Annotated in this window: 25 protein-coding genes; 16 read left to right on the forward strand and 9 right to left on the reverse strand. The window is 46.0% G+C overall.

Annotated elements, in window-relative coordinates; translation table 11 throughout:
* The first annotated feature begins 73 nt into the window (after positions 1-73).
* The 4 genes from DESDE_RS01400 to DESDE_RS01415 are packed head-to-tail and all read left to right on the forward strand — an operon-like array spanning position 74 to position 2,886.
* Positions 74-481 (forward strand): GntR family transcriptional regulator, encoded by a 408-nt coding sequence (locus tag DESDE_RS01400; protein WP_014792256.1) that lies wholly within the window; start codon positions 74-76, stop codon positions 479-481.
* Entirely contained in the window at positions 478-1,392 is a 915-nt protein-coding gene (locus tag DESDE_RS01405; RefSeq protein ID WP_014792257.1) for an ATP-binding cassette domain-containing protein, read from the forward strand. The genes DESDE_RS01400 and DESDE_RS01405 overlap by 4 nt, the downstream gene beginning before the upstream one ends.
* Positions 1,370-2,134, forward strand: a complete 765-nt coding sequence (locus DESDE_RS01410; RefSeq protein ID WP_014792258.1) for a hypothetical protein — start codon at positions 1,370-1,372, stop codon at positions 2,132-2,134. Before DESDE_RS01405 ends, DESDE_RS01410 begins: the two co-directional genes overlap by 23 nt.
* Positions 2,131-2,886: a hypothetical protein gene (locus DESDE_RS01415; RefSeq protein WP_014792259.1), complete on the forward strand. Its 756-nt coding sequence runs from the start codon at positions 2,131-2,133 to the stop codon at positions 2,884-2,886. The genes DESDE_RS01410 and DESDE_RS01415 overlap by 4 nt, the downstream gene beginning before the upstream one ends.
* Before the next feature lie 119 nt (positions 2,887-3,005).
* Here the strand turns inward: DESDE_RS01415 and DESDE_RS01420 are convergent, their stop codons facing one another.
* Both DESDE_RS01420 and DESDE_RS01425 read right to left on the reverse strand, forming a co-directional pair.
* The gene (locus tag DESDE_RS01420; protein ID WP_014792260.1) at positions 3,006-3,248 is read right to left on the reverse strand and encodes a DUF2164 domain-containing protein; all 243 of its coding nucleotides are present in this window, start codon (positions 3,246-3,248) and stop codon (positions 3,006-3,008) included.
* Positions 3,248-4,174 (reverse strand): putative RNA methyltransferase, encoded by a 927-nt coding sequence (locus DESDE_RS01425; RefSeq protein ID WP_014792261.1) that lies wholly within the window; start codon positions 4,172-4,174, stop codon positions 3,248-3,250. The genes DESDE_RS01420 and DESDE_RS01425 overlap by 1 nt, the downstream gene beginning before the upstream one ends.
* 141 nt (positions 4,175-4,315) lie before the next feature.
* Between DESDE_RS01425 and DESDE_RS01430 the strand changes: the two genes are divergently transcribed.
* From DESDE_RS01430 to DESDE_RS01460, 7 genes are all read left to right on the forward strand, one after another.
* Positions 4,316-4,609 carry a hypothetical protein gene (locus DESDE_RS01430; RefSeq protein WP_014792262.1) on the forward strand — a complete coding sequence of 98 codons (294 nt, stop codon included), beginning with the start codon at positions 4,316-4,318 and terminating at the stop codon, positions 4,607-4,609.
* Between the two features lie 163 nt (positions 4,610-4,772).
* Positions 4,773-5,069 (forward strand): zinc-ribbon domain containing protein, encoded by a 297-nt coding sequence (locus tag DESDE_RS01435; RefSeq protein WP_014792263.1) that lies wholly within the window; start codon positions 4,773-4,775, stop codon positions 5,067-5,069.
* A 220-nt stretch (positions 5,070-5,289) separates the two neighbouring features.
* Positions 5,290-6,840, forward strand: coding sequence for a methyl-accepting chemotaxis protein (locus DESDE_RS01440; protein ID WP_242831303.1), 1,551 nt, complete (start codon positions 5,290-5,292; stop codon positions 6,838-6,840).
* A 143-nt stretch (positions 6,841-6,983) separates the two neighbouring features.
* Positions 6,984-7,985 carry an acetylxylan esterase gene (locus tag DESDE_RS01445; protein ID WP_014792265.1) on the forward strand — a complete coding sequence of 334 codons (1,002 nt, stop codon included), beginning with the start codon at positions 6,984-6,986 and terminating at the stop codon, positions 7,983-7,985.
* Between the two features lie 238 nt (positions 7,986-8,223).
* On the forward strand, positions 8,224-8,496 hold the full coding sequence (locus DESDE_RS01450; protein WP_014792266.1) for a CD3324 family protein: 273 nt from the start codon (positions 8,224-8,226) through the stop codon (positions 8,494-8,496).
* A 216-nt stretch (positions 8,497-8,712) separates the two neighbouring features.
* On the forward strand, positions 8,713-10,365 hold the full coding sequence (locus DESDE_RS01455; protein WP_014792267.1) for an ATP-binding protein: 1,653 nt from the start codon (positions 8,713-8,715) through the stop codon (positions 10,363-10,365).
* 14 nt (positions 10,366-10,379) lie between these two features.
* A complete protein-coding gene (locus DESDE_RS01460) occupies positions 10,380-11,069 on the forward strand; it encodes a winged helix-turn-helix domain-containing protein (RefSeq protein ID WP_014792268.1) in 690 nt (229 codons plus the stop codon).
* A gap of 79 nt (positions 11,070-11,148) precedes the next feature.
* On the opposite strand, the gene DESDE_RS01465 is transcribed toward DESDE_RS01460, so the two are convergent.
* Genes DESDE_RS01465 through DESDE_RS01480 form a run of 4 tightly spaced genes read right to left on the reverse strand, consistent with a single transcriptional unit; the run spans position 11,149 to position 15,550 of the window.
* Positions 11,149-11,946, reverse strand: coding sequence for a dimethyl sulfoxide reductase anchor subunit family protein (locus DESDE_RS01465; protein WP_014792269.1), 798 nt, complete (start codon positions 11,944-11,946; stop codon positions 11,149-11,151).
* 25 nt (positions 11,947-11,971) lie between these two features.
* The gene (locus DESDE_RS01470; protein WP_014792270.1) at positions 11,972-12,541 is read right to left on the reverse strand and encodes a DMSO/selenate family reductase complex B subunit; all 570 of its coding nucleotides are present in this window, start codon (positions 12,539-12,541) and stop codon (positions 11,972-11,974) included.
* A gap of 25 nt (positions 12,542-12,566) precedes the next feature.
* Positions 12,567-14,912, reverse strand: coding sequence for a DMSO/selenate family reductase complex A subunit (locus DESDE_RS01475; RefSeq protein WP_041917181.1), 2,346 nt, complete (start codon positions 14,910-14,912; stop codon positions 12,567-12,569).
* Between the two features lie 2 nt (positions 14,913-14,914).
* Positions 14,915-15,550 carry a TorD/DmsD family molecular chaperone gene (locus tag DESDE_RS01480; protein WP_014792272.1) on the reverse strand — a complete coding sequence of 212 codons (636 nt, stop codon included), beginning with the start codon at positions 15,548-15,550 and terminating at the stop codon, positions 14,915-14,917.
* 457 nt (positions 15,551-16,007) lie between these two features.
* Between DESDE_RS01480 and feoB the strand changes: the two genes are divergently transcribed.
* Complete coding sequence (feoB, locus tag DESDE_RS01485; protein WP_014792273.1) at positions 16,008-18,362, forward strand: ferrous iron transport protein B; 2,355 nt, start codon at positions 16,008-16,010, stop codon at positions 18,360-18,362.
* Between the two features lie 4 nt (positions 18,363-18,366).
* Entirely contained in the window at positions 18,367-18,525 is a 159-nt protein-coding gene (locus DESDE_RS20905; RefSeq protein WP_019849242.1) for a FeoB-associated Cys-rich membrane protein, read from the forward strand.
* A gap of 75 nt (positions 18,526-18,600) precedes the next feature.
* On the opposite strand, the gene DESDE_RS01490 is transcribed toward DESDE_RS20905, so the two are convergent.
* The 3 genes from DESDE_RS01490 to DESDE_RS01500 form a co-directional block, all read right to left on the reverse strand.
* On the reverse strand, positions 18,601-19,062 hold the full coding sequence (locus DESDE_RS01490) for a hypothetical protein (protein WP_014792274.1): 462 nt from the start codon (positions 19,060-19,062) through the stop codon (positions 18,601-18,603).
* 107 nt (positions 19,063-19,169) lie between these two features.
* Positions 19,170-19,460, reverse strand: coding sequence for a hypothetical protein (locus DESDE_RS01495; RefSeq protein ID WP_014792275.1), 291 nt, complete (start codon positions 19,458-19,460; stop codon positions 19,170-19,172).
* Entirely contained in the window at positions 19,460-21,232 is a 1,773-nt protein-coding gene (locus tag DESDE_RS01500; RefSeq protein WP_014792276.1) for a flavocytochrome c, read from the reverse strand. The genes DESDE_RS01495 and DESDE_RS01500 overlap by 1 nt, the downstream gene beginning before the upstream one ends.
* 201 nt (positions 21,233-21,433) lie before the next feature.
* Between DESDE_RS01500 and DESDE_RS01505 the strand changes: the two genes are divergently transcribed.
* The 3 genes from DESDE_RS01505 (at position 21,434) to DESDE_RS01515 (ending at position 24,187) form a co-directional block, all read left to right on the forward strand.
* The gene (locus DESDE_RS01505) at positions 21,434-22,324 is read left to right on the forward strand and encodes a MerR family transcriptional regulator (RefSeq protein ID WP_014792277.1); all 891 of its coding nucleotides are present in this window, start codon (positions 21,434-21,436) and stop codon (positions 22,322-22,324) included.
* A gap of 60 nt (positions 22,325-22,384) precedes the next feature.
* The gene (locus tag DESDE_RS01510; RefSeq protein WP_014792278.1) at positions 22,385-23,308 is read left to right on the forward strand and encodes a ketopantoate reductase family protein; all 924 of its coding nucleotides are present in this window, start codon (positions 22,385-22,387) and stop codon (positions 23,306-23,308) included.
* 216 nt (positions 23,309-23,524) lie between these two features.
* Entirely contained in the window at positions 23,525-24,187 is a 663-nt protein-coding gene (locus DESDE_RS01515) for a GntR family transcriptional regulator (RefSeq protein WP_014792279.1), read from the forward strand.
* Positions 24,188-24,268: the final 81 nt, after the last annotated feature.

The following is a 24,268-nucleotide window of genomic DNA, read 5'->3' on the forward strand; positions in this document are numbered from 1 at the left end:
GTATTTACAAAATAAAGTTTATCGCTTACACTATAACCACAGTGCATTACATGACTAACGTACTGTGGCACATATGATTCCGGAGGTGAGGGCGATCATTTTAAATTCAGATAGTATTAAGCCTATCTATCTTCAAATCGCCGAGTGGCTTGAAGCAGAGATCTTAAAAGGCAACCTCACAGAAGATGAACGCATCTATTCACAGTATCAACTGGCGGAGATATTTACGATCAATCCGGCTACTGCAGCGAAAGGTCTTAATCTTCTTGCCGAGGAAGGGATCGTCTATAAAAAACGGGGACTGGGAATGTTTGTATCCCCCCATGCAAAATCTTATATCCTGCAGAAACGCAAAAATCAGATCCTTGGGCAGATGATCAGGGATCTGGTGGATGAGGCGGTGCGCCTGGGCGTGCAGAGAAAAGAACTCTTGGACATGATTGAGCGCGCCCATCAGGAGGTAGAGGAGGAAAAAGAATGAGTGTCATCTTGGGATATGAGATTCATAAGACCTATGGTAAAGTTCAAGCCCTGCGGGATCTATCTTTCGCCATAGAAGAGAACACCATCACCGGTTTGATCGGCAGGAATGGTGCGGGAAAAACCACTTTATTAAAAATGATAGCGGGCTATCTTAAGCCTACCCAAGGAAAACTGAGGGTGTTTGCCCAAAGCCCCTTCGATAACCTGGATGTTACCGGGAAAATCGTTTTCGTGGATGAAACCATGACTTTTCCCGATTCCTTTAATCTGAAGGATATCCTGAAGGAAGTGGCCGTGTTTTACCCTCATTGGAATAGTCAAATAGCCCAGGGCCTGTTGGAGTATTTTCGCCTTAATCCCCGGCAACGGCACAGCCATTTATCCAAAGGGAGCAAAAGCATCTTTAATGCCATCCTGGGCATTGCCGCACGGTGTCCCCTCACCCTTATGGATGAGCCTACCACAGGCATGGATTCAGCGGTGCGCAAGGATTTTTACCGGGCCGTGCTCAAGGATTATCTGGAGCATCCCCGAACCATGATTCTATCCAGTCATTTGCTTGGGGAGCTGGAGGATATTTTGGAGGATATACTTCTCCTCGATCAGGGAAGCCTGCTGATGCATAAGCCTACCCTGGATATGAAGCAGTATGCCCTGGGGTTCCGGGGGAGCGCTGAGGTTCTTCAGGATAATCTGCTGAACAGGCTTAATGAGGAAGCCATCCTTCATCGGGAGGAGTTTGCCAAAGGAAGTCTCAGCCTGGTGGTCAAGACCGAGGCACTTCCGGAGGATATTGAGAACATCCGTTCCAGGGATGTGGAAATTTTTCCGGTAGCTCTGGATGATCTCTGTAATTATCTCACCGCTCCAGGGAAAGGAGGAATAGATGATGTCTATAAGCGGGATTAAGCCGGCACCCGGTGCCTTATCCCAAGTAATACTCAAGCAATACGGATACAAACTGAAAGGGCATTCCGGGCTGATCTATCCCTTGATTATTGTCCAACTGTTCAGCTCCCTGCTCGCCATCGGTTCAAGCGGCACCATGTCCTCCGGCAATGATTTTATAAGCGTCGCGCTCAAAACCTATACGGGAGATGCCCTATTATTCCTCTCCTTTGTGTGGATGATTGTGGTGACCTCTTTGCTGGGCTCTCAGCCCTATCGGAGTATAGAGCTTTCTGTGGTCAATAGCCAGGCGGTCAGCCACGCATCGAATATCCTGCTGATTCTAACCTATGCTGTTTATGCGGGAGTGACAAGCACCCTTGCGGCAATAATCCACCGTCTGATGATCGCGGCAACCTTAAAAGAGAACGAATTTCTCTTTGGGGGCCTGCACATCCTGCCCCAGGATATTTTGCTGGGGATAGTCGCGGCAACGCTTTACTTAATCCTGCTGGGGGCAGTCGTCTATCTGATTCAGACCTTTAGTTTGCGCAGCAAAGGTTTGGGAATTATCCTGTGGATAGGCTTCTTCGTCTTCGGGTTCGGAAACGTGAGAATTTTCGATATCAATCTGGGGAAAGTCCTGGAGTTCTATACGGCAGAGGCCTCTCTGGGAATCTTTAGCCTAAAGGTATTCTGTACAGCGCTCCTTCTTTTCGGATCCAGTGTGCTGATCACGAAGAAAATGGAGGTCAAACGATGAGCAAACTCTTATTTGCCAATATTATCCTCCTGCTGTGTATCATACCCTTCATTTACTTTTTGATTAAGTTTGTGCATCCCAGGCTGAAACCTGTGTATCGCTGGAAGACCAATCTCCTTATCTCCGGCACCTATCTTGCCTTGCTGGTCCTCTCCCTGCCCCTGGCCCTCTTTCTCGATCAAGGGGAACTTTTTCTATCCCGCAATGCTCAGGCTCAAGGGCTGCTGGCCGAAGCCCCCGATGATTGGTCGGAGGATGGCCGGAGATACCATATTCTTGAGAATGAGCCTTTTGCAACGCAAAGTGGCCTTGTCGAGAACAGCCGGCAGACTTACCCAGCAGAAACTCCACAGTTAGAAATCAGAACCGCAGAAAACTCAGGATATGGGCGAATCTTCCTGGAACGAAAGAAAGATGCCGATGGGATGATCGAGGTCAGAACTTACACAGCGCCTCATTATGCCAGAACCGATACTTTCCAATCCATTGACTTTACGAAATTGGTCCCTCCCCCCGAAATAAGATGGGAAGAGGGCATCCTGAAGATTGAAGAGCCTGTTCAGCAGAGCTTCGTGTTCAAATTCTATGGCAATAGCTTCATAGTAAGGCAATTAAAAAGAGAAAGACAGGGTTATTTCGGCGGGGGCGGCAGCATGAGCTTCGGCGAGGGAGGGATAGTGGTTCGTGTTCCTGCGGATGTCGAGGTTATGGACGGGGACAGCGGGGAATTTACCTGGGTGTCCAGTTATTGAACGACACTTCCTCCAGTGGGGGATTCGCTCCCACTGGAGGTTAGTCGAGTCCATACTGGACTTAACCGCCCTTGGACAACCAACCCTATATAGAGGTAGGGGTCTTAGGGCGGGTTAGTTCAGTGATAAATCTGCAGGGACAATAAGTCTTCGGTCCTATCGTTCATCAGCTTGTAAGCATCATAGACTCCTTGATTGTAGAATTCCGGTGCTAACTCTTTAATGATAAAATCCAGCATGAGGCTGGAAGCCAAATTCCCTATCTCCTCATCTCGTTCCTTTAGGAAGTATCTTTGGATGGCAGAAGCCATCTCTTCTTTTTGTTCTTTGGTTAGATTAATTCGAGTTGTTTCCTTTTTCATCACACTACCTCCATTTGTTCCTGTCCAGAGCATTTTTTTCGTCCTACCATGATGGTCAAATCGATAGTAATCTCCAGTGATTCCAACTTGAGAGCCCTCCCGATCCGATCTTCGTCGGCTCCCCAGGTTAGAGGGGTCATATGGACCAGGTTCGCGATCAGCGGCTGGTTCAAAGTCATAGAATAGCGGAGGGGCACCGTCTTATAGAGCGTCAGATGGTTTTCGAAGAGCTCCACGGTTTTGGCATTGGAGTAATCCTGTTTTTCTGTTTCTTCGTAAAAGATTTCCCGCAATTCCGTGAGATACTCTTTCCCTGGAACGACCTTAATGACCAGCCCATCATCGGTTAGGATTCTCTCGAATTCCGAGTAATTGGCGGGGGATAAGATGTTCAAAATCACATCGAATTGACGATCCTCAAAAGGGCATTGGGCAAGGTCCCCTACACACCAAAAAATGCTTTCCCAGTCCCGGGCAGCCAGTTGAATCCCTTCTTTGGCAAGGTCCATCCCCACTCCTAAGGGCCTCATGCCTGTATTCTTCCCTAGTTTTTGTTGGATGTTGGCTAGATGAGATCCCTCTCCACAGCCGGCATCCAAAATTTTTAGGGAGCAGTTCTGGGACTTTGCTTCCGAGAGATTCAAATCCCTCTGGATTAATTCACAGAGCTGTTCATTCAGAGGCTCGAAGAAGCCGCTTTGGGCAAGGAGTTTTCGTGCTTCAAACAATTGCTTATTGTATTTGGTCTTAATTCCATGGGATAATAAGTTAACATAGCCCTGCTTGGCCAGATCAAAACAATGCTTGTCCCCGCAGATTAAACTTTTCCTATTAATAAGCTGCATCGAGTTATGGCAGATGGGGCATCTTAGTATGTCCATATAGTGGCCGGTTAGGCCATCGTTAAGGAGAACGCTTTTTGGCATGTCAGGCATCCTTTCGGTTCAGTGTGGCAGAGTTCACAGTATATCCCCAGAGGTGATTAGCTTTATCATAGCAAGGATTGAGGATCTTGAAAAGTTGGCGGGCCGTTGTTCACTATAAAGTACATGGGAAGGAGAGCGGAAATGAAAAAGAACACTATGTTTCTGGGTTTAACCCTGGTCTTGATGATGTTTACCCTGACAGGATGTATTCCCGGGGATGGCTCCTATGATTTTGACAATCCGGCAGGTTTCTTGTCCGGTATCTGGCATGGCTGGATTGCGCCCCTTTCCCTGATTATAGGGATATTCAATGCTAAGGTCAGAGTCTATGAGGTGTTTAACACCGGCTGGTGGTATGATTTTGGCTTTTATATCGCTGTGATCAGCGGCTTTGGAGGGTTGTCCCTGTCCCGGAAAAAAAAGAAGGATGAATAAGATGAAGATCTAATTGACTTATCACCGAATTACTGGTATAGTAAATGCGTCCGTTAAATTAATATTGGATTTGGTAAGAACCTTCTTTGGTTGCCTAAAGCGCTGGGAAGTAATGAAAATTCCTTTTAAGTAGCGGCGATCATAATATTGGAGGTTTTTTGTTATGTATCAAGAAAAAGTAATCACCTGTAAAGACTGTGGAGCTGATTTTGTATTCTCCGTTTCCGAGCAAGAATTCTACGCCGAAAAAGGCTTCACCAACGAGCCTGGCCGTTGCCCTTCCTGCCGTGCAGCAAGAAAGCAACAATCCCGTGGTAACGGCGGTTACCAACGCCAGGAGCGCCAAATGCATCCGGCAGTCTGCGCTTCATGCGGCGTAGAGACCATGGTGCCTTTCCAACCCAGTGGTGACAAACCGGTTTACTGCCGCGATTGCTTCACCCCACGCAACCGTTACTAAGATTTAAGCAAGACCTTCTTGGAGTAATTCCCGAGAAGGTCTTTTTAGTTGGTTGCAACTATAATAATTACAAAATAATGATATGAAAATCAAAAATTCTTTGATATGATATGAGATAATACTTTCTACAGAGCTTTGATTTTGAAGTTGAAAGGCTGGGATGTCGGTGACGATACGATCCACATTGAGAGCAATTGTAGTTCTTTTATTGATCTTTTCTGTGACCAGCACAGTGGTCGTTTTTTACCAATTAGAGAAAATGCAGCAGGATGGTTCCGTCATTAATACAGCGGGAGTCGTTCGGGGGGCAACCCAGAGACTCATTAAGCTGGAGCTGGCAAAGCAGCCTAACGATGAACTTATACAAAAGTTGGATGGAATTATCGAAGGGTTAATTCAAGGTGATGAGAGCCTGGGGCTGCCTAAGGCCACCGACGAGGCTTTTATCCAAGAGATGAACAAGGTAAAAAGTGAGTGGCAATCCTTAAAGGGTACCATCCAATCAGCCCGGAATAGTGGAAACTTTACCTCTCTCGTTCAAGAAAGCGAATCCTATTTTACCACTACCAATGCAGCAGTAGCAGCTGCGGAAGTATTCTCTGCCGCAAAAGTAAAAGCTCTAAAGATGATTCAGTCCGTACTTATGGTATTTAATATAATTCTCTTAATCGCCATCTGGTTTATGAGCTCCTCCCGGATTTCCCAGCCTATTCAAAAGCTGATAGACATCATCGAGCATCTCAACATATCCGAGAATATCCCCGAACAATTCATGAATCGTAAGGATGAAGTGGGGGGTCTTTCCCGAGCCTTCCAAGGGGTGATTTATAATATTCGTAGCTTAGTGGAAGGATTGGCTTCTTCCTCGGAAAAACTGGCCGGTTCAGCCGCCTTCCTAAAGACGATCAGTCAGGAATCCTCCAATGCATCTATGGAAGTTGCCAAAACTATCGAAGGGATTGCCCATGGCGCCAGTGACCAGGCGACCGAGATTCAAAGCGGCGTCGCCCAAATGGATGTCCTGGGACATTTGGTGGCAGAGGATCAAAAGAAGGTGGAGGATCTGCGCCGAGCCACAGATAAAGTGGAACAGCTTAAAGATGAAGGAACCACGATCCTGGCGGATCTGATTGAAATTACTCATCAAAATGGGAAGAGTGCCCAGGAGGTTCGGGAGACCATCCTGGAGACCAATGAAAGTGCTGAAAATATCGTGGAAGCCAGCCTGAAAATTAAGGAGATCGCCGCCCAGACCAACCTATTGGCTCTCAATGCTGCCATTGAAGCAGCGAGGGCAGGTGAACAGGGCCGCGGCTTTGCGGTGGTGGCTGAGGAAATCCGCAAATTGGCTGAAGACTCCAATCGCTTCACCACAGAGATCGAAAACATCACCAAGGTCCTGTCCCTAAAGACCCAGGAAGCGGTGGTCAAGATGGGAGAGATGGATTCTGTGGTTAAGATTCAGTCGGAAAGCGTCTCCGCCACTGAGACCAAATTCGTCGGCATCGCTGAGGCTATCGACAGTATCCAAGAATATACGGAGATTATCAGCAGCTCCACTGAGGATATAGCCGATAAGAATCAATCCATCATGAACATGATTCAGAGTCTTTCCGCTATTGCTGAAGAAAGTGCGGCAAGCACCCAGGAAGTATCCGCATCGGTACAGGAGCAAACGGCAGCTATGGATCAGATCGCCGGGGCTAGTCAGGAACTGGCCGATCTGGCCGAAGAGCTTGAATCCAACATGCATGGATTTACCAAAAAGTAAACAAGGGAACGCTTAAGAGGAGTGAGCCATCTGAAAGAGGGGCCGCTCCTTTTTACTGTCTGCACATTAAAAAGGTGTTGGAGGCTTTTTTGAAGAAATATAGAAATACTAGAAAGGATAATCCAGGGTAGAGGTGAAGGCGAATGACAATCATTCAAGAGGCCATAGAGACATTAGAAACCATCCCTTATCTGGGGATGCGACCCCAAGACTTTGAAGAATTCTGGCTGGAGGGTTTGCGAGGGGACACTCGGGTCAAGGCCCGCCTGGAGCTTGAAGAGATTCCTTATCCCTTGTCCAAGGTAGAGGTCTTCACGGCCACTGTGCAATCCGGGGATCAGGTAGAACTCAAAGGTTATTTTCTGCGGCCCAGAGCCATTAATCTCTGTGAGACCTTGCCCGGTCTGGTGCGCTTTCATGGGTATTCCGGTAACCGGGGTCAGATCTCGGAGCTTCTCTTTTGGGCCTTACAAGGATATGCTGTCCTGGCCTTGGATGTCCGAGGGCAATGCGGGAAAACACCGGATTCCAGAGTCTATCCCGCGGGGGCTTATGCCGGTTGGATGACTTTGGGTTTGGAATCTCCTCATACTCATTATCTTCGCCAAGTCTACCTGGACGGAGTTCGGGCCGTGGAAGCCCTGGCCAATCAGCCGGAAGTGGATGAAAAGCGAATTGGCTGTATAGGCAAAAGTCAAGGGGGAGGATTAGCAGTCATAGCAGGAGGGGTGATCAACGCTCTAGGGCAAGAGGTCAACCTAAAGGGCGGGGTGAAGGCAGTGAGTGCAGCGATTCCCTTTCTGGCTGATTTCCGCAGAAGCTACCAGCTGCAAAGCGGTGGACCCATGGAGGAGCTTTCTTGGTATTTTCAACTTCATGATCCAGAACATAAGCGAGAGGAAAAAGTCTTTACCACCCTGGACTATTTTGATGGGGTTCACTTTGCTCCCTGGCTGGGAAAAGAAACGGCCTGCCTGGTATCCATGGGCTTAAAGGATACGGTCTGCCCGCCTTCCACCGTCTATTCGCTGTATAAGGCGATCTGTGGAGAAAAGAAACTGCTAGTCTATCCGGAATATGGGCATGAATCGCCGGATGGATTTATGGATCAGCAGATAGAGTTTTTCGCAAAGGAACTTCTTTAGGATTATAATTATTCTTTCCATTGCTTTTATATCGGGCAGCTTCTAAAATAAACTTGTAGTCCGGATTTACAAATCTCTGCTGAAAGGGGATGGTTAAATTGATCAAGGATATTTATGAGGTGGCAAACCTCTAAATAAATATTCGGGTGTAGAGGCATGGTCGTTGTTTCCTGAGCACTGCTGAGGACAGGCCATGTCCTATGCCGCATTTTTTGTACCTATTTTCAGGAGGAGATTTATGGAGTATCAGAATGCTAAAAATATATTGCCTAAGAAGCTTGTTGACGAAATCCAAAAATATGTACAGGGGCAAACTCTTTACATTCCCCGCAAAACATCCCACAAGACCGGTTGGGGCGAAATGAGCGGAACCAAAGCTGCTTTACGGGAAAGAAATCAAAGTATTATGAGGATGTACCGGGTGGGAAGCCGGATTGAGGATATTGCGGCCCAATATTATCTTTCGCCGGATAGTGTCAGAAAAATCGTCAGCACCCAAAACATGGACTGAACCTGATTGCTTTGCTGCTGATACACAAACACCGATGCTGCCTTTTACAGGTGGTATCGGTGTTTTTCAATGAAGATATAGTAAACGAACTTAAAAAACAGAATAGGTCTATTTGCCACAAGCTTATGAAAAACTTATTAAACCTGCTTGAGAGTTTTTTTCTTATTAGCGTTTTATAGCGCAAGCTTTAATGTTAAGATAGACAGGGGTGTTTTATTGAGAGTCAAAAAGCTAAAATATCAGCTCATTATTCCTACTGTCATCATCGTGTTCATTTTAATGAGCATCAACATATTGCTGGTGTTTCAAATTCAACAAAATCAAGCGGTTAACGAACTGAAGGAAAAGGGTCTGGTCCTGACCCAACAATTGGATTCTACTTGGGAATTTTTATCCATCAATCAACACAGGATCAATACCAGTGCCAAAGGCGACTTTGATTTTAAAGGGCTCAACTGTTCTACGGCAGGAATGAGTATCGGTGTTATTTTTGCTGAAAAAAACGGCTATAAGATCCGGTATGTGAATACGAATCCGCGTAATTCTTTGAATGAGCCTGATCCTTTTGAAAAAGAGGTTTTAGAAGAACTTTCTAATGATACCGCAATAGATTCCTATTGGGAATTGGTCAAGGAAGAGGGACAGCGCTATTTCCGCTATGTCACCCCTATGCGAATTGATGAAACCTGTCTGGAATGCCACGGTGAACCGGCGGGAGAAATTGATATTTCAGGCTATGCTAAAGAGGGAATGAAGATCGGTGATTTAGCTGGTGCTATCAGCATTACCATGCCCACTGATATTCAAGATCAGGCCCTTGTTTTTAACATATTCTGGCAGTGCATGACCTTTACCTTACTTATCATAGGTTGTGTTTTAGCCATTTACTACTTTGTTACTAAGCGGGTAACTAGGCCCATAGAACAACTGGAGGCTGCGGTGAAACAGGTTGGAGAAGGGGATCTGAACGTCGATTTGCATAATTTCGACGCATCGGAGGAGATCGAAGACTTGGCAGCCCATTTTGACAACATGGCGAAACAATTGAAGGAGCTGTACTCTGATTTAGAGCACAAAGTGGAACAGCGGACCGTAGAGCTGGGGAAAGCCAATGAACAATTGCGCATCAAGCAAGTGCAGCTCGAAAAGGTCAACTTCATATTAAAAGAAGACAGTCAGTATAAATCCGATTTTCTGGCCATGGTCAGCCATGAATTAAGAACTCCCTTGACGGCCATCATCATTTTTTCGGAGATCCTCCTCAAAAAGAAAGCCTTTGAAAACTCCTCGGAAGAACAAATCCTCTGTGAAATCAAAGAGAACAGTGAAGTATTGCTTTATATGATCAACAACATCCTGGATCTGGCGCGCATCGAGACCGGCAAGAATTCTCTGTCCATTGAGACGGTGGATTTAGTGGATGTCATCAATAATGTGGAATGCGTGATCCGCCCCTTAGCCCAGCGTCATGATATTCACTTAACAGCCCGGGTCGAACGGGGTGTGCCCCTCATTCAAGGAGATTATGAGAAAGTGCGCAGAATCATCGAGAACCTGGCCGGAAATGCTATTAAATTCACTCCCCTGGGCGGGAACGTAACGATTCATGCTTCCTTAGCTGAGGATCAGCACTATGTAAAGATCACGGTTCAGGACAACGGGATAGGGATTTCCCAGGAAAACCAAGCTCATATCTTTGAAAAGTTCATCCAGGTGGATTCATCCTCCTCAAGGCAGTATAACGGCAGCGGATTAGGGTTGGCCTTAGCTAAAGAACTTACCGAGCTGCATGGCGGGGTTATTTCCGTGGAGAGCGATTTGAATAAAGGCAGCACCTTCATAGTATTACTGCCCATTGAAAGACAGTAAGGGGGAGATGCAGAATGAAAATCATGTTGGTCGATGATGAGAGAAGCATTCAAAAGGCTGTTGAATATATCGTACGGGAAAACGGCTATCAGTTCTGCTATGTGGATAATGGTCTGGAGGCCCTTGCGGTCTTTACCAGAGAGTCCCCGGATTTGCTCATTCTGGACGTTATGCTTCCGGGGCTGGATGGCTTTGCGGTATGTGAAAAGATCCGGGCCTTCAGCGATGTGCCCATTATCTTTCTGTCAGCTAAAGGGGACATTGTCGATAAAGGCATTGGCTTTAAAATGGGGGGAGATGATTATCTCGTCAAGCCCTTCAGCTCCATGGAATTGGATTTTCGTATCAAGGCCTTGCTGCGCAGACCTCATCGCGTGGACGATGAGCCCAACAACAGTGATGAGGTGCTAAAGGTCGGTGACTTAGAGATACGCTTAAATGAATATGAGGTCTATGCCGGTGGTGAAAAAGTGGATCTGACCTCTAAGGAATTTGAGGTCCTGACCTTTTTCGCCAAACACCGAGGGCAAGTCTTTACCCGGGAACAATTGCTGGATAGAATCTGGGGACTGGATTTTGAGGGAGATACCAATACCGTCACGGTATTTATTCGCAGAATCCGCGAGAAAATCGAGGCCGATCCGGCCAAACCTCAATATCTATTGACCGTATGGGGTGTCGGGTATAAATTCAGGCCCAAATAAGACTGGGTTCATAACAAAAGGAACTGCCGCGGCTGAAAAGCCGGACAGTTCCTTTTAACTTTGGATAAGGGGTCTGGGATTAGCTTAAGGGAAGGTAGAATAAATATCTGCCGATTAATTCTCCGACGAACAGGAGCCCGAAGGAGATATAGAGCAGCTCTGACTTCTTAGGGGCCTTAAAATATAAATAGACCAGCAAGAGAGCGGCAAAGGCTGAACAGAACCAACGTACTAAGGACAGGGAAGGGTTGAGAGGGGCAAGGTTCGAGCCTAAGGATGCCATGAAGATGAACTGGATGATGAAGGCAGCTAAGATGGCAAGCAAGGTCGGCAGCTTGACCGCATCAAAGGAGCCAGGGGTGCTTTTAAAGACAGGGAAGAAGACAATATTAACCACTACAGCCCCTAAGATGATGGCGGAGCCATAAAAACCGATCATGGTATTGATGCTGTTCCAGGGTTCAAAAATCGTGTGACTATATAGGGAGCTCATAGCGAAGATCAGAGCCAATCCGGCAATACCGGCAGTGGTTAGCAAGGCTTGAGAAAGGTGTTGCTTTTTCCAGCTTACGAGGAAAGAGAGACAGACTAAGGCAATAAATAAGACGGTCAACAGGATTTCACGGCTCAACCAGGAAGAGCCCAGGTTGGTAATAGCGTTGACGGCATTGAGAGGATAGCCGATATCAAAAAATGAGAGACCAAGGCCGAGAATGGAAAGAATGGTCAAGACGGTTAAGCTTTTAAGATTGGTTTTTTGCATGGTGTCTTTTGCGGCAATATCTTTAAGCAAGCTATTATAAAGCATAAGCATGATGCAGCCGCCCACGGCGGACTGAATAGCCAGGGTGAATAGATATAATGGCCATGAATGCATGATAATCCCTCCTATGATCGATGTATTATCTCTTATGAGGTTTGATGACTATATTAGGGTGGGTTTCATTCGATGAGGGTAAATCCGGAGAATCGGCCAGTGTGCCGTACTTCGCCCGCAGCTCTTCAATGGGGCCGTAATCGAGAGCTTCATAGGGGCAGGCGGCGACACACACAGGAGTTTCACCCTGGCTAAGTAAATCTGCGCAGAAGTCACATTTAGACATCTGACCAGCTTCTTTATTGTATTGTGGTGCGCCATAGGGGCAAGCCCATGTGCAATAGCGGCAGCCGATACACCGGTTTGGATTCACAGAGACAATGCCGGTTTCCGGATCCTTGTGCATTGCGCCGCTGGGGCAAGCTTCCGTGCATTTTGGATGATCACAATGATTGCAAGAGATGGATGTAAAAAAAGCATAGGCATTGTGAGCGTATCCTTGATTAAGAGGTGTAAATTCTCCGCCATCGGTTTCCTTGATACGCCGAAAGAGGCGGCCTGGCTCTAGATTATTTTTATCATTGCAACTGGTCTGACAGGCATGACAGCCGCTGCATCTGCTTTGATTAATATAAAAACCATACTGTACACTCATCAATATCCCTCCTTAAATTCAGTCTTTATAATTTGCTTATTTCCACAAGACAGGTATGCTGAGTATTGCCATAAGTCAATGCGGTCATTTTTAATGTGGTCAGTACATTCAGATTACCGTTAGTGCAGCCGCCCTTTCCATCAGGGGTGAACCAGGACCCTGTAGGAGCAGCGATAACTCCAGGAATGACCCTTGAGGTGACCCGGGCTTTCATCATGGTCGTGCCGCGGTCGTTCATAATTTTGACCTGATCCCCTGTGGCAATACTCCGGGATTGGGCATCCGCAGGATTGATCCATAATTCCTGAACCATGGCCTGTTGCAGCCAAGGGTTATTGTAGAAGGTGGAATTATCTCTTGCCTTTGTTTTCCAGCCAATCAACTGTAAGGGGTATTTTTGAGTCAATTCATCTTCAGGACCTTCCCAAGCCGGTACATAGACGGGAATAGCGGGAATTTCGGGGTTTTTCATATCATAAAGACGCTCGGAGAAGAGCTCGATCTTGCCGGAAGGGGTTTTGAAAGGATTGCTTTCGGGATCTTCGATTTGTTCCTTGAAAGCCACCCGGGGTCCGTCATAGTGGAATTTATTGATGCCAACCTTGACGAGTTCATCCCAGGTCAGGGTCTCGGGATATTTGGCCCGGGTCTCTTCAACCATCCAGCGAATCCATTCTTCCTCGGTTTTGCCGCCGGTGAAGACATCCCCTGCCCCGAGTTTATCGGCCACTTCAGCCAACCACTCGTACTCGGAACGGCTTTCGTAATAATTGTCCACAATCTTCTGAGAGAGAATGAAATAATCCCCATTGTTCCAAGTTGCCCCGATATTATAGCGTTCAAAGAAGGTGTTGCCGGGCAGGAGGATATCCGCATAGCGGGCACTGGGTGTCAGGAACAGATCGCTGACCACGATGAATTCCACAAGACTCTCATCTTCTAACACTCTAATCGTGCGATTAATATCAGGATTTTGATTGGCCAGGAAATCTCCGGCCAGGTTCAGAATCATCTTAATCGGACTGTTGAGTTTGTCCACGCCCAGCAATCCTGTTTCCTGGGTGACCTTTTCGGGATACTCAATGGCATCAATGAAGGCTAAGGTAGGGATAGATCCCGGATAAGGGTTCGGTACGGCAGGAAGCCCTACGGCGCCTTTGCGGCTCAGACCGATATAACCTCCGGCCCAACCGCCCAGAACCCCTACATTTCCGGTAATGGAAGCCAGCATGGTGGCGCCGAGAGCGGTTCTCTCTCCGCAGGAATGGCGTTGAGGGCCCCAGCCTTGGATGAGGGCTGCCGGCTTTGTGGTGGCATACTCACGAGCAATACGGCGAATGGTTCCGGTAGGAACTTTGCAGATCGCTTCTGCCCATTCCGGGGTTTTCTCCACACCGTCTTTTTTTCCGAAGAGATAGGAGACCAGAGATTCATGGGCCGGTACCCCTTCAGGCATATGCTCCTCGTCAAAACCTTGGACATATTTATCAAGGAAAGCTTGATCATGTAGATTTTCACTAACAATGACATAGGCCATAGCGTCCATCAGGGCATTATCCGTGGTGGGAAGCAAGGGGATCCATTCGTCGGCAAAAGCCACCGCCGTATTGGAATTGCGTGGGTCAATGCAGATGAATTTGCAGCCGCGGTTTTTCATTTGACGGAAGTAATAATTGGATGCACCGAAGATCGTCTCGGTGGTATTATGTCCCCAGAGGATAACCAGTTTAGTGTCTTTCAAGCTGTCGAGACTGCTGGCGGTACTGGCAACCCCATAGACGTAGGGAGTAGCGGCCGCAGTATTGCCCATGCTGACGGAGTTATACCAGGGAAGATAGCCCCCGGTAGCATTTAAGAAACGGTTACCCAAGGACATGCGGGAAATCACACCGCCGGTGTCTCCGGTGCCAAGGTTGCAGTATCTTGATTCAGGCCCATATTGGTTAAAGATGCGTTGAGTTTCTTTGGCAATGGTATCAATGGCTTCTTCCCAGGAAATCCGTTCAAATTTTCCTTCTCCGCGCTTGCCCACCCGCTTCATAGGGTATTTCAAGCGGTCGGGATGATACTGATGTTTGCGGTAGCTGCGTCCCCGCAGGCAGGCTTTCATATTAGCACCGGGTTCATCGTCTTCATAAGCGCCGCGAGGGCTGATTCTCGTGATTACGCCATCTTTCACATGGGCTTTGATTAAACAGCGGCCCCCGCAGTCCTGGGTGCTGGCGGTAGGAATGATTTGCTCCCCTGCAGGAGCTCCTTCACTGCCGGTCAAGGAACTGTTCAGACTACAAGCGGTTAATGACATAACTCCTGTTCCCATGACCCCCAGGGAAGCGGACCACTTTAAGAAGCTTCTTCTTGATAAGTTCATCACTAGCTGACCTCCTCTAGATGTTCAAACATCTCTAATTCCATGTCTAAAAACTCTTTTAATAACTGCCCGCCGCCCCGGTATAAAGGGCAGTCGGTTGAATCCTTCATCAATTGAAGGAATTCATCTTTCCAGGTTGCAAGATGTTTCCGGAGAAAGACTTTTTGCTCCCCGAGCAACTCTCTTTGTTGGCCTTCATCCTCACTCGCCAGATAGTGGCCGATCAGATACATCATAAACTCCAATTCCACTGCCAAGTGATCTTCAGGCTGTCGATTCTTATGAATCGATTCAAGGTGATACTTGCGGTAGCACTCTCTCACTTCCATAGTGCGTTCGCCGAACATCAAATGTTCCGGGTCGAAATAGACGGACTCCCAGATCGGTACAAGTATAGGTCCCGGACCCACAAAAAGCCTTTGATACTCGGACAGCATGGCTTTGCCAAGGGTTTCGGAATCGGTATCTTTGTTGGCATCTAAGAAATCGATAAGACTCTGTGCTCCGGAACTGATTTGAGCAAGCTCCCTCAAACCGGATTGCTCCTGCAATGCCTTCAGTCCTTCAGTGCTTAAGGGTTGCTCAAACAAGAGTCTTAGTAATTGATACACATAGAGTCGCCCTTCGTGTACCCCCATGCCTCTGCCTCCTTTCCTTGTGATACAAACATCTTCAATTTAACCGTTAAATATTAAAGGAATGTAACAAAACATTACCCAAATATTACGGAGATATTAATTTGTGAAATTTTGTTTTAAACAAGAGAGTATTTACTAAACTAAATTATACAATAATCAATGGATGAGCTTGATTGGTAATATTTTAAAGTACATTTTCCCATTTTTCCATAAAAGCCCCTACTTATCCACAAAAATATCCACAAAGCTGTGGATAAAGGGGATAACTTTGTTAATAAACTGCTAATGGCCCTTAAATTCTTAAATAATTTGATAAACCCTATTGATTATCTCACGAGTAAGGCTATACTAACTTTTGTAGTGGAATGTATATGAGGTTGGAATGTGAAAAGAGTAGTTAAGATTTAAAAAGAAATATTAGTCTAAGATGCTCTAAAAAGAAGGCTAGGAGATTATTATGAAGCTTAATGAATTAGGAACAGGCCAAAGTGCGTCTATTGTCTCCGTAGGCGGGAAGGGTGCCCTGCGTCAGCATTTTCTCGATATGGGCGTCATCCCCGGTGCCATCGTGACGATGGTTAAGCTGGCACCCTTGGGAGACCCTATGGAAGTGCGCATACACGGCTATGAATTGACACTGCGCCTGGCCGATGCAGAAGAAATTGAAATCCTAGCGGTTGATGAGGTGGAAAAGTTATCGGAAAGAACTAAGAAGAGGGAACAGGTCAAGCATCCAGGCCTTGGGGAGACCGGAATATTTCACACGAAGGCGGATGGCAACCCCCTGCCGGACAGCGAGCTCCTTACCTTTGCTCTGGCGGGCAATCAGAACAGCGGTAAGACGACCCTATTTAACCAACTGACCGGTTCCAATCAACGGGTAGGCAACTTTCCGGGAGTGACGGTGGATAGAAAAGACGGCGTCATCAGGGGGCACTCCAATACTCTGGTCACTGATCTGCCGGGAATCTACTCTATGTCCCCTTACAGCAATGAAGAACTGGTGACCCGTCAGTTTTTGCTTCAGGACAAGCCCAAGGGGATCATTAACATCGTGGATGCCACCAATATCGAAAGAAATCTGTATCTCACTATGCAGTTAATGGAATTGAACATTCCTATGGTACTGGCCCTGAACATGATGGATGAAGTACGGGAAAACGGCGGTTCTATTCACATTAACGAAATGGAGAATAGGCTGGGAATACCTGTTGTCCCCATCGTGGCAAGCAAAAACGAAGGAATCCAGGAGCTGGTGGATCACGCCATCCATGTGGCCAAAAACCAGGAACGGCCCGGAAGGATGGACTTTTGCGATCCGGAACACGATAACGGCGCTGTCCACCGCTGTCTCCATGCCATCATCCATCTGATTGAAGATCATGCGCAACAGGCTCAAATTCCTCTGCGCTTTGCTGCCAGCAAGGTGGCTGAAGGGGATGAGGAGATTCTCAAAGCGCTGGATTTGAATCAAAACGAGCTGGAACTTCTCGACCATATCATTCAACAGATGGAAGAAGAGAGAGGCTTGGATCATGGGGCAGCCATTGCGGATATGCGGTTTAAATTCATCAAAGAAATATGCGATGCAACGGTGGTTAAGCCTAAAGAGAGCAAGGAATACGCCCGAAGTGTGGCCATTGATAATGTACTGACAGGGAAATTTACAGCCATTCCAGCTTTTGTGGGGATTATGAGTCTGGTCTTCTGGCTGACCTTTGGCGTGATCGGCACCTGGTTAGCGGATATCCTAGACATGGGAATCACCTGGCTGTCGGGGGTGGTGGATCTCGGCTTGACCGCCTACGGGATTAACCCTGTTGTCCACTCTTTGATTATTGACGGTATCTTTGCCGGTGTGGGCAGTGTGTTGAGCTTTTTGCCGATTATCGTGACCTTGTTCTTCTTCCTATCCATCCTTGAGGATAGTGGTTATATGGCCCGGGTGGCCTTTGTCATGGACAAGCTTTTAAGGAAAATCGGCCTTTCCGGCCGCAGCATCGTGCCCATGCTGATCGGGTTTGGGTGCTCTGTTCCCGGGGTTATGGCCAGCAGGACCCTTCCTTCCGAACGGGACCGCAAAATGACCATTCTGCTGACTCCTTTTATGAGCTGTTCTGCTAAGCTGCCGATTTACGCTCTCTTTACGGCGGCATTCTTCCCCAGGTACGGAGCCCTGGTGATGATCGGGCTGTATTTTACCGGAATCGTGGTGGGGATACTTTTTGCCTTGCTTTTAAAAGGAACGATGTTTAAAGGAGAACCGGTCCCCTTTGTTATGGAACTTCCCAATTACCGCATGCCAGGTTTCAAGAATGTAGGGCAGCTTCTGTGGGACAAAGCCAAGGACTTTATTACCAGAGCCTTTACCGTGATTTTTGTGGCAACGATTATTATTTGGTTCCTGCAGTATTTTGACCCGCGCTTGAATGTGGTCTCCGATTCCCAGGACAGCTTGCTGGCTTTGGTTTCGGGTATGATTGCTCCGATTTTCGTACCTCTTGGTTTTGGAGATTGGCGGATTTCGACGGCTCTTATCACGGGATTCATGGCTAAAGAAAGCGTGGTTTCCACTTTGACCGTATTATTGGGAGGATCTGCCGCTTCTCTGTCAAGTATGTTCACTCCCTTCTCAGCCATTGTATTTCTGGTATTTACCTTGCTGTATACTCCATGTGTGGCGGCCATCGCCTCTGTAAAGCGTGAACTTGGCGGAAAATGGGCAGTGGGTGTAGTGGTTATACAATGTGTTATCGCTTGGGTGGTGGCCCTATTAGTCAATCTCTTTGGTATAATGATAGGGTGGGTGTAGACCGATGGATGGATTAAGTAGTTTTCTTCTTGTGCTCATCATGGTGGGATTTTTGGCGGCCATACGTTCCATCTGGAGGAAAAAGGATAACCCATGCGGGGGCTGCGGAGGAGACTGCACTTCCTGCAAGCATTCAAACCCACCGGATCAAGCTAAGAAATAAAAAGATTGCGGCGGGAAAACCTATCAATAAATGCAAAAAGCCAGATTTTATTCTGGCTTTTTTGTTGGCGGAAAACTACTCAATGGATTGAATTTTGAAATCATCAATGAGCCATTTTCCTTCAATTTTTTTGACTGGTATGGAATACTCAATGGTTTCCCTATAGGCCGAGCCATTATCGTAACCTGATACTTTAACGATACAGTATACATTTCCGCTGGTTTCGGTTTCAATATTAACACGTATAATCTCCACAGCATCCACTTCTTGAGTAAGCTGATTATCTATGAAAGACTGTTTGAAATCTGCAAAGAGTCCTTGCATGATCTTTGCCCGGTCGGGAGTTAAAAAGGGGAGCTCATTTTCACCGGTCCAGGTAGTGTAATCAATGTTAAAGGCAGCTGTAAAGTAGTCGTTGACTAAGGTTTCTATGGCAGCTTTATCGGGGGCATACTGATCATCTGAGCCCATGCATCCGGTAAAAGCCAAGATGCTGAACAGGAGAGCAATCCATAGCAACCCTTTATTTTTCTTCACTAAAAAACCTCCTTAAAATGGCGACAGCGGTCGCAACACTCGTCTTAGGAATTCTCAAGTTGTCTTTTGAGATAACTAAAAAATAGCCCCATGAGCAAGGATAAAGGCTATTTTTTAGCTATCCATATTCCCACTATGGCCACTTCTTGCGGATTAGGTTGCATATAGGCTAAGATGTTCCTGCATCTCAGCTTTTTTAATCTGACTTTATTATACTCCAGATATACCTTGATATAAAGCCCTTTTACATTGAACGAGACTTCCATCAGCGGGAGATTCGACTCCCGCTGAAGAGAAAGCCTGAGTCCATACTGAATTTTAGCCGCCCTTGGGCACCCGCCGCCTCTATAGGCGGCGAGAAGGATGGGTTGGTTCAGTAATAAAGATAGATATTCCATTAATTCTTGGCAGCACTTGCTCCAGCTATTTTCCCAAAGACATTGATGTCTGCCATTGCATTACCGCCTAAACGGTTTGAACCGTGGACACCACCGGTCACTTCACCGGAAGCATATAAGCCAGGTATTATTTTTCCGTCTTTGTCTAGAACTTGAGCATCTTTATTGATTTCAATCCCACCCATTGTATGGTGAACTACAGGAACACGTGCTCCGCCATAAAAAGGAGCTGTATCAATTTTATTACGATAAAGAGTTCTGCCAAATTGGTCTTTCGTTTTCGACTCAACATGTTTATTAAATTCTGCTACTGTTTTGACAAGATTCTCCGGATTAATACCCATCATTTGGGCAAGTTCCTCAAGGGTATCGGCCTTATAAGCCCTGCCTTCGGCAATTAAAGAATCGATTGATCCAAAGAACTCACTGTCATCTGATCCTTCCGGATAAGAATGCTTATCGACAATAACCCACATTGTAGCGCCTTCTTGTTCCAATATGGCTTTAGACATAACGTCCCTGCGCGATCCTTCATCGACAAAACGCTGACCGTTTTTATTGACAAAAATGTTGTCTTCGATATCCCTTGCCACGTTCCCGTCAAGTCCGCCTGTTTTGGGATCTCCTGTAGGGTGCAGCTGAATATATTCCATTCCGATAAGGTTTGCCCCGACTTTTTCAGCCATGACGATGCCATCTCCGGTAGCTCCCGGTTGGTTCGTTGTTTTAAGATTTTTTAGTGATGGCCAAATTGTATTATAGGACTCCCTCATTTCAACATTGGCGCTAAATCCGCCGGTTGCGATAATGACTCCTTTGCTGGCCTTGGCAACGATTTTTCCATTTTCGCCTTCAGCATTTACACCGGTAATTCTGCCGTCTTCTACGATTAAATCCGTTGCTTTAGCATGGGTAATAATTTCAATTTCATCGCTATGCTGTTTAATATAGTTCATATAGGCATTGACATAACCGGTTCCAAGCGGCTCTACTGGAATATGACCCCTGGCCCATAAAGAACCGACAATTGTCTCGATGGTATCTTCATATTTCATGCCAAGACTTTCTAACCATTCAAGAGTGGGATAGGCGTTTTCGACTAATGTTCTTACAAGCTCCGGCTTACCAAGCTTGTCCCCGCCTTCATATGTGTGAGTATAGTGCTTTTCAATTGAGTCCTCTATTCCTGCCGCTCCTTGTCTTTTTGGATCAACGGCATTATAGGCGGCGCCGGAAATAAGCGTATTACCGCCTACGTTTGGCATCTTTTCCAGGACTAAGACCTTAGCTCCATTTTGATGGGCAGATACTGCTGCTGCAAGCCCGGATCCGCCTCCGCCAATGATAACAACTTCAGTTTCTTTGTTGATCGTTTTATTGGCAGCCTGATTTTTTTCGGGTTTTTTTTGATAGTCAGCCAGGTTTACCCCTGCTTGTTCTAAGGCCTTTGTAACAGCCGCTATAAGTCCGTTACTGGATAGGGTGGCTCCGGATACAGTATCAATAGCGATACTCTGATACTTAAGCATGTCTTCGATAAGCTTAGTAATAGCTGCGCCTCCAAGATCCGGAGTCTCATTTTGCTTTAAAACTTTAATGTCGGTTATTTTTTTGTCCTGCAGAGAAACCTCAACCTCGATAGAACCGTGAATTCCCTCACCTGTACCTAAGTATGTTTTTACCTCAGAGCTTTTTTGCGCGGTGCAGGCAGTACTTGAGAAGACAAGTGCGATAAGCGCCATGAATAAAATGATTTTTTTAAGACCTTTCACATTCTTTCCTCCTTTAATAAGTTTAGCTGAAATTGTTAAAGGCAATAGCCTTGACATTTTTGAATTTTAAAGTATACACTAGCTATACAGTCAAGCCTTTTTTTATCCTGGATAAAGGAAACTTGCTTCAGGTGGAGTTAAAACTCCACCTGAAGCAAGTTTCCTTTATCACTGAACTCCATTAGACAAAGGAGGAGTGGCATGAATTTTATAAGAGTAAGTAAATTTGGTTCTATTACTGGAATATCTAGAAAAGCTTTGATTTTTTACGACAAACAGAAATTGATTTCTCCAGAAAAAGTAAGTGATAATAGCTACCGTTACTATTCTTTCGGTCAAATTGATACAGCAATGATTATAAAAACCTTGAGTGAAATGGGTATTCCTTTAAAAGAAGTGAGGGATTATTTGAATAAGCGTTCTCCGGATAATATTATACATTTATTGGAGAAGCGCAAAGATCTGATTGAGCAGGAGATGATAAGGCTCGAAAGAATCTATAGTTTAATTAATAAGCGCCTTGAACTTACTTATAAAGGGCGATATATTGAACCCGGAAAAATTGAATGCGGATATTTCCCGGAAGAAAAACTATTTCTAGGTCCGGATATACCTGAAACAGAATCACTTGAAGAGGCCTGGGAATATCTTTCTGAATTCCATGAAACCTGTATTCGTCAAGAGATTGAATTCGGAAGACCAATTGGCTGTATCATCAAAAGAGAATTTTTAACGATAAAGGGCTATCACCTTCTGTCCAATTATTATTACACGCTGAATAATGATGATATTCGTGCCAATTTCCTTAAACCTGCCGGACTATATGTCATTGGCTATGAATATACCAGCTATGGACAAACAGATGCTTTATACAGCAGGATTAAAAAATATATTAATGATAATGGCTTGAACATATGTGGTGACATATATACGGAATACATCCTTGATGAAGTCGTTATGCAGAATCCGAAAAATTACCTGGCCCAAGTTGCTATACAAGTTGAAAAAGCGGAGATTGAACTGGAGCAAGCATATTATCATGACCCGATATATGAACCACAACCGGATTCTTTTCAATATCCGAAGATTTGAGTAAAATAGAATATAGAGAAATCGCTCTATCAAAAAAGCTAAGAGAAAGGACTAGAGGCTATGAACATAACAGTAGTGGGTGCTGGAGCTACCGGAGGATACTTTGGCGCAAGATTGGCGGAAAGCGGACTTAATGTAACTTTCTTAGTACGTGAGAAACGGGCAGCTCAGCTGAGAGACAAGGGCCTGGTGATCAAGAGTGGGGTAGGGGATCTGACCCTTGAGGCTCCTCAGATAGCCATCAATGCGGAGGATATTCCTGCCTGTGACTTAGTGCTGCTGGGATTGAAAAACTATCAGCTGGCGGCAAGCCTTCCCCAGCTCAAGGTCTTAGTGGCTCGAGGGGCCAAAATACTGCCCTTTCTCAATGGGGTAGAGCATTTTGAACTACTGGCTAAGGAGTTTGGCCAAGAGAATGTTCTGGGTGGCGTCTGCAAAATCATCTCCACTCTCGACTCAGAAGGAACCATTCATCATACCGGCAAAGTCCACCAGATCATCTTCGGAGAATTGGAACCCTCCGGTAAGGAATTTTGCTTGCAGCTGGAACAAGCGATGTCGAAGGCCAACATCAAGGTAAAATATACGGAGAATATCTTGAATGAAATCTGGAGTAAGTATGCCTTTATCGCCGTATTCTCCGGGGTCACCTCCGCCGGAGATCTCACCACGGATCAAATCTGCGCTCATGAGGCCACGATAAAAGTCTACCGCCATTCCCTGGAAGAGATGAAAAGTCTGGCCGATGCCTACGGAGTAGCTTTATCCGAGGATTTCGTGGAACAAAATGTGGAGGGTCTGCCGAAATACGCAAAAGGCTCCACATCCTCCATGCATCAGGACATGCGCAAAGGATTGCTTCTGGAAGTAGAGAGCCTTCAGGGCGCCGCGATCCGTCTGGCTGGTAAAAAGGATATGAAACTGCCCACCATCGAAACGTTGTATGGATTGATTAAGCCTTATGAGATGGGGAGTGAAGGGTAAGATTTTTATAGGTCTATGGATTGCCCCGTAGTAGATTTACTACGGGGCTTTTTAGATAGATCAGAAAGTATAAGCTGCCATGACCTACGAATAGTGTCTTACCGCTGTAGGGAGAGATTCTGTATACAAAAAGGGGATGAATAGGCAGGAATTAGGGGAAAAATAACGAATATATTTATTTGGAAGACTGTCGACATGGAACTCGAGGAGGATATTATGAGTGCAATAACGAAAAGCCTGCCATTTCATCTTCAAATATATGAGATTCTTAAAAACCAAATATTGAATGGTGAGATTAGCCGTGGGGAAAGACTTTATGAAAACAAAATTTCTCAGGAGCTGGGGGTTAGCCGCAGTCCAGTAAGAGAGGCTTTACGCATGCTCGAACAGGACGAATTGGTCGTGGTAACGTCCACTGGACTGGTTGTTAACCCGATGGAATTTTCGGATATGGAAGAAATCTATCAATGCAGAATGGCGGTAGAGCCCTTTGCTGCCAAAATCGCTGCAGATAAACTAACGACCGAAGATTTGGATTCCCTGCGCAACCTTGTGACACAAGCTCGGGCCTATCATAATAAAAATGCCTACGAGAAAGTTGTCGAGTCAAACACTCAATTCCACGATATTATTATTCAGAGCAGCGGCAACAGACGCTTGATTGGAATCATTGAAAAAATTCGCTCACTCATTATTCTTTCGCGGAAAACAGAGTTTGAATGTTACCAGAGAGAAGGGGATTACCTGGATGAACATGAAGAGGTTCTAAAAGCCCTTACGGAAAGAAATGGGGCTGAGGCCGAGAGATTGTTAAGAATTCATATTACGAACGATTTTGAGTTCTATAGCTTGGCTTATAAAAACGTATTGAAGAAATAAACTACTCAAAGAAAATCCGGCTTTGCCGAGCTTTAGCGAAAGCGAAGTCTCTGGTTGACTTTGCGCGCCGTGAAACTTATA

Origin of the sequence: Desulfitobacterium dehalogenans ATCC 51507 (assembly GCF_000243155.2) — a bacterium.
Lineage (GTDB): Bacteria > Bacillota > Desulfitobacteriia > Desulfitobacteriales > Desulfitobacteriaceae > Desulfitobacterium > Desulfitobacterium dehalogenans.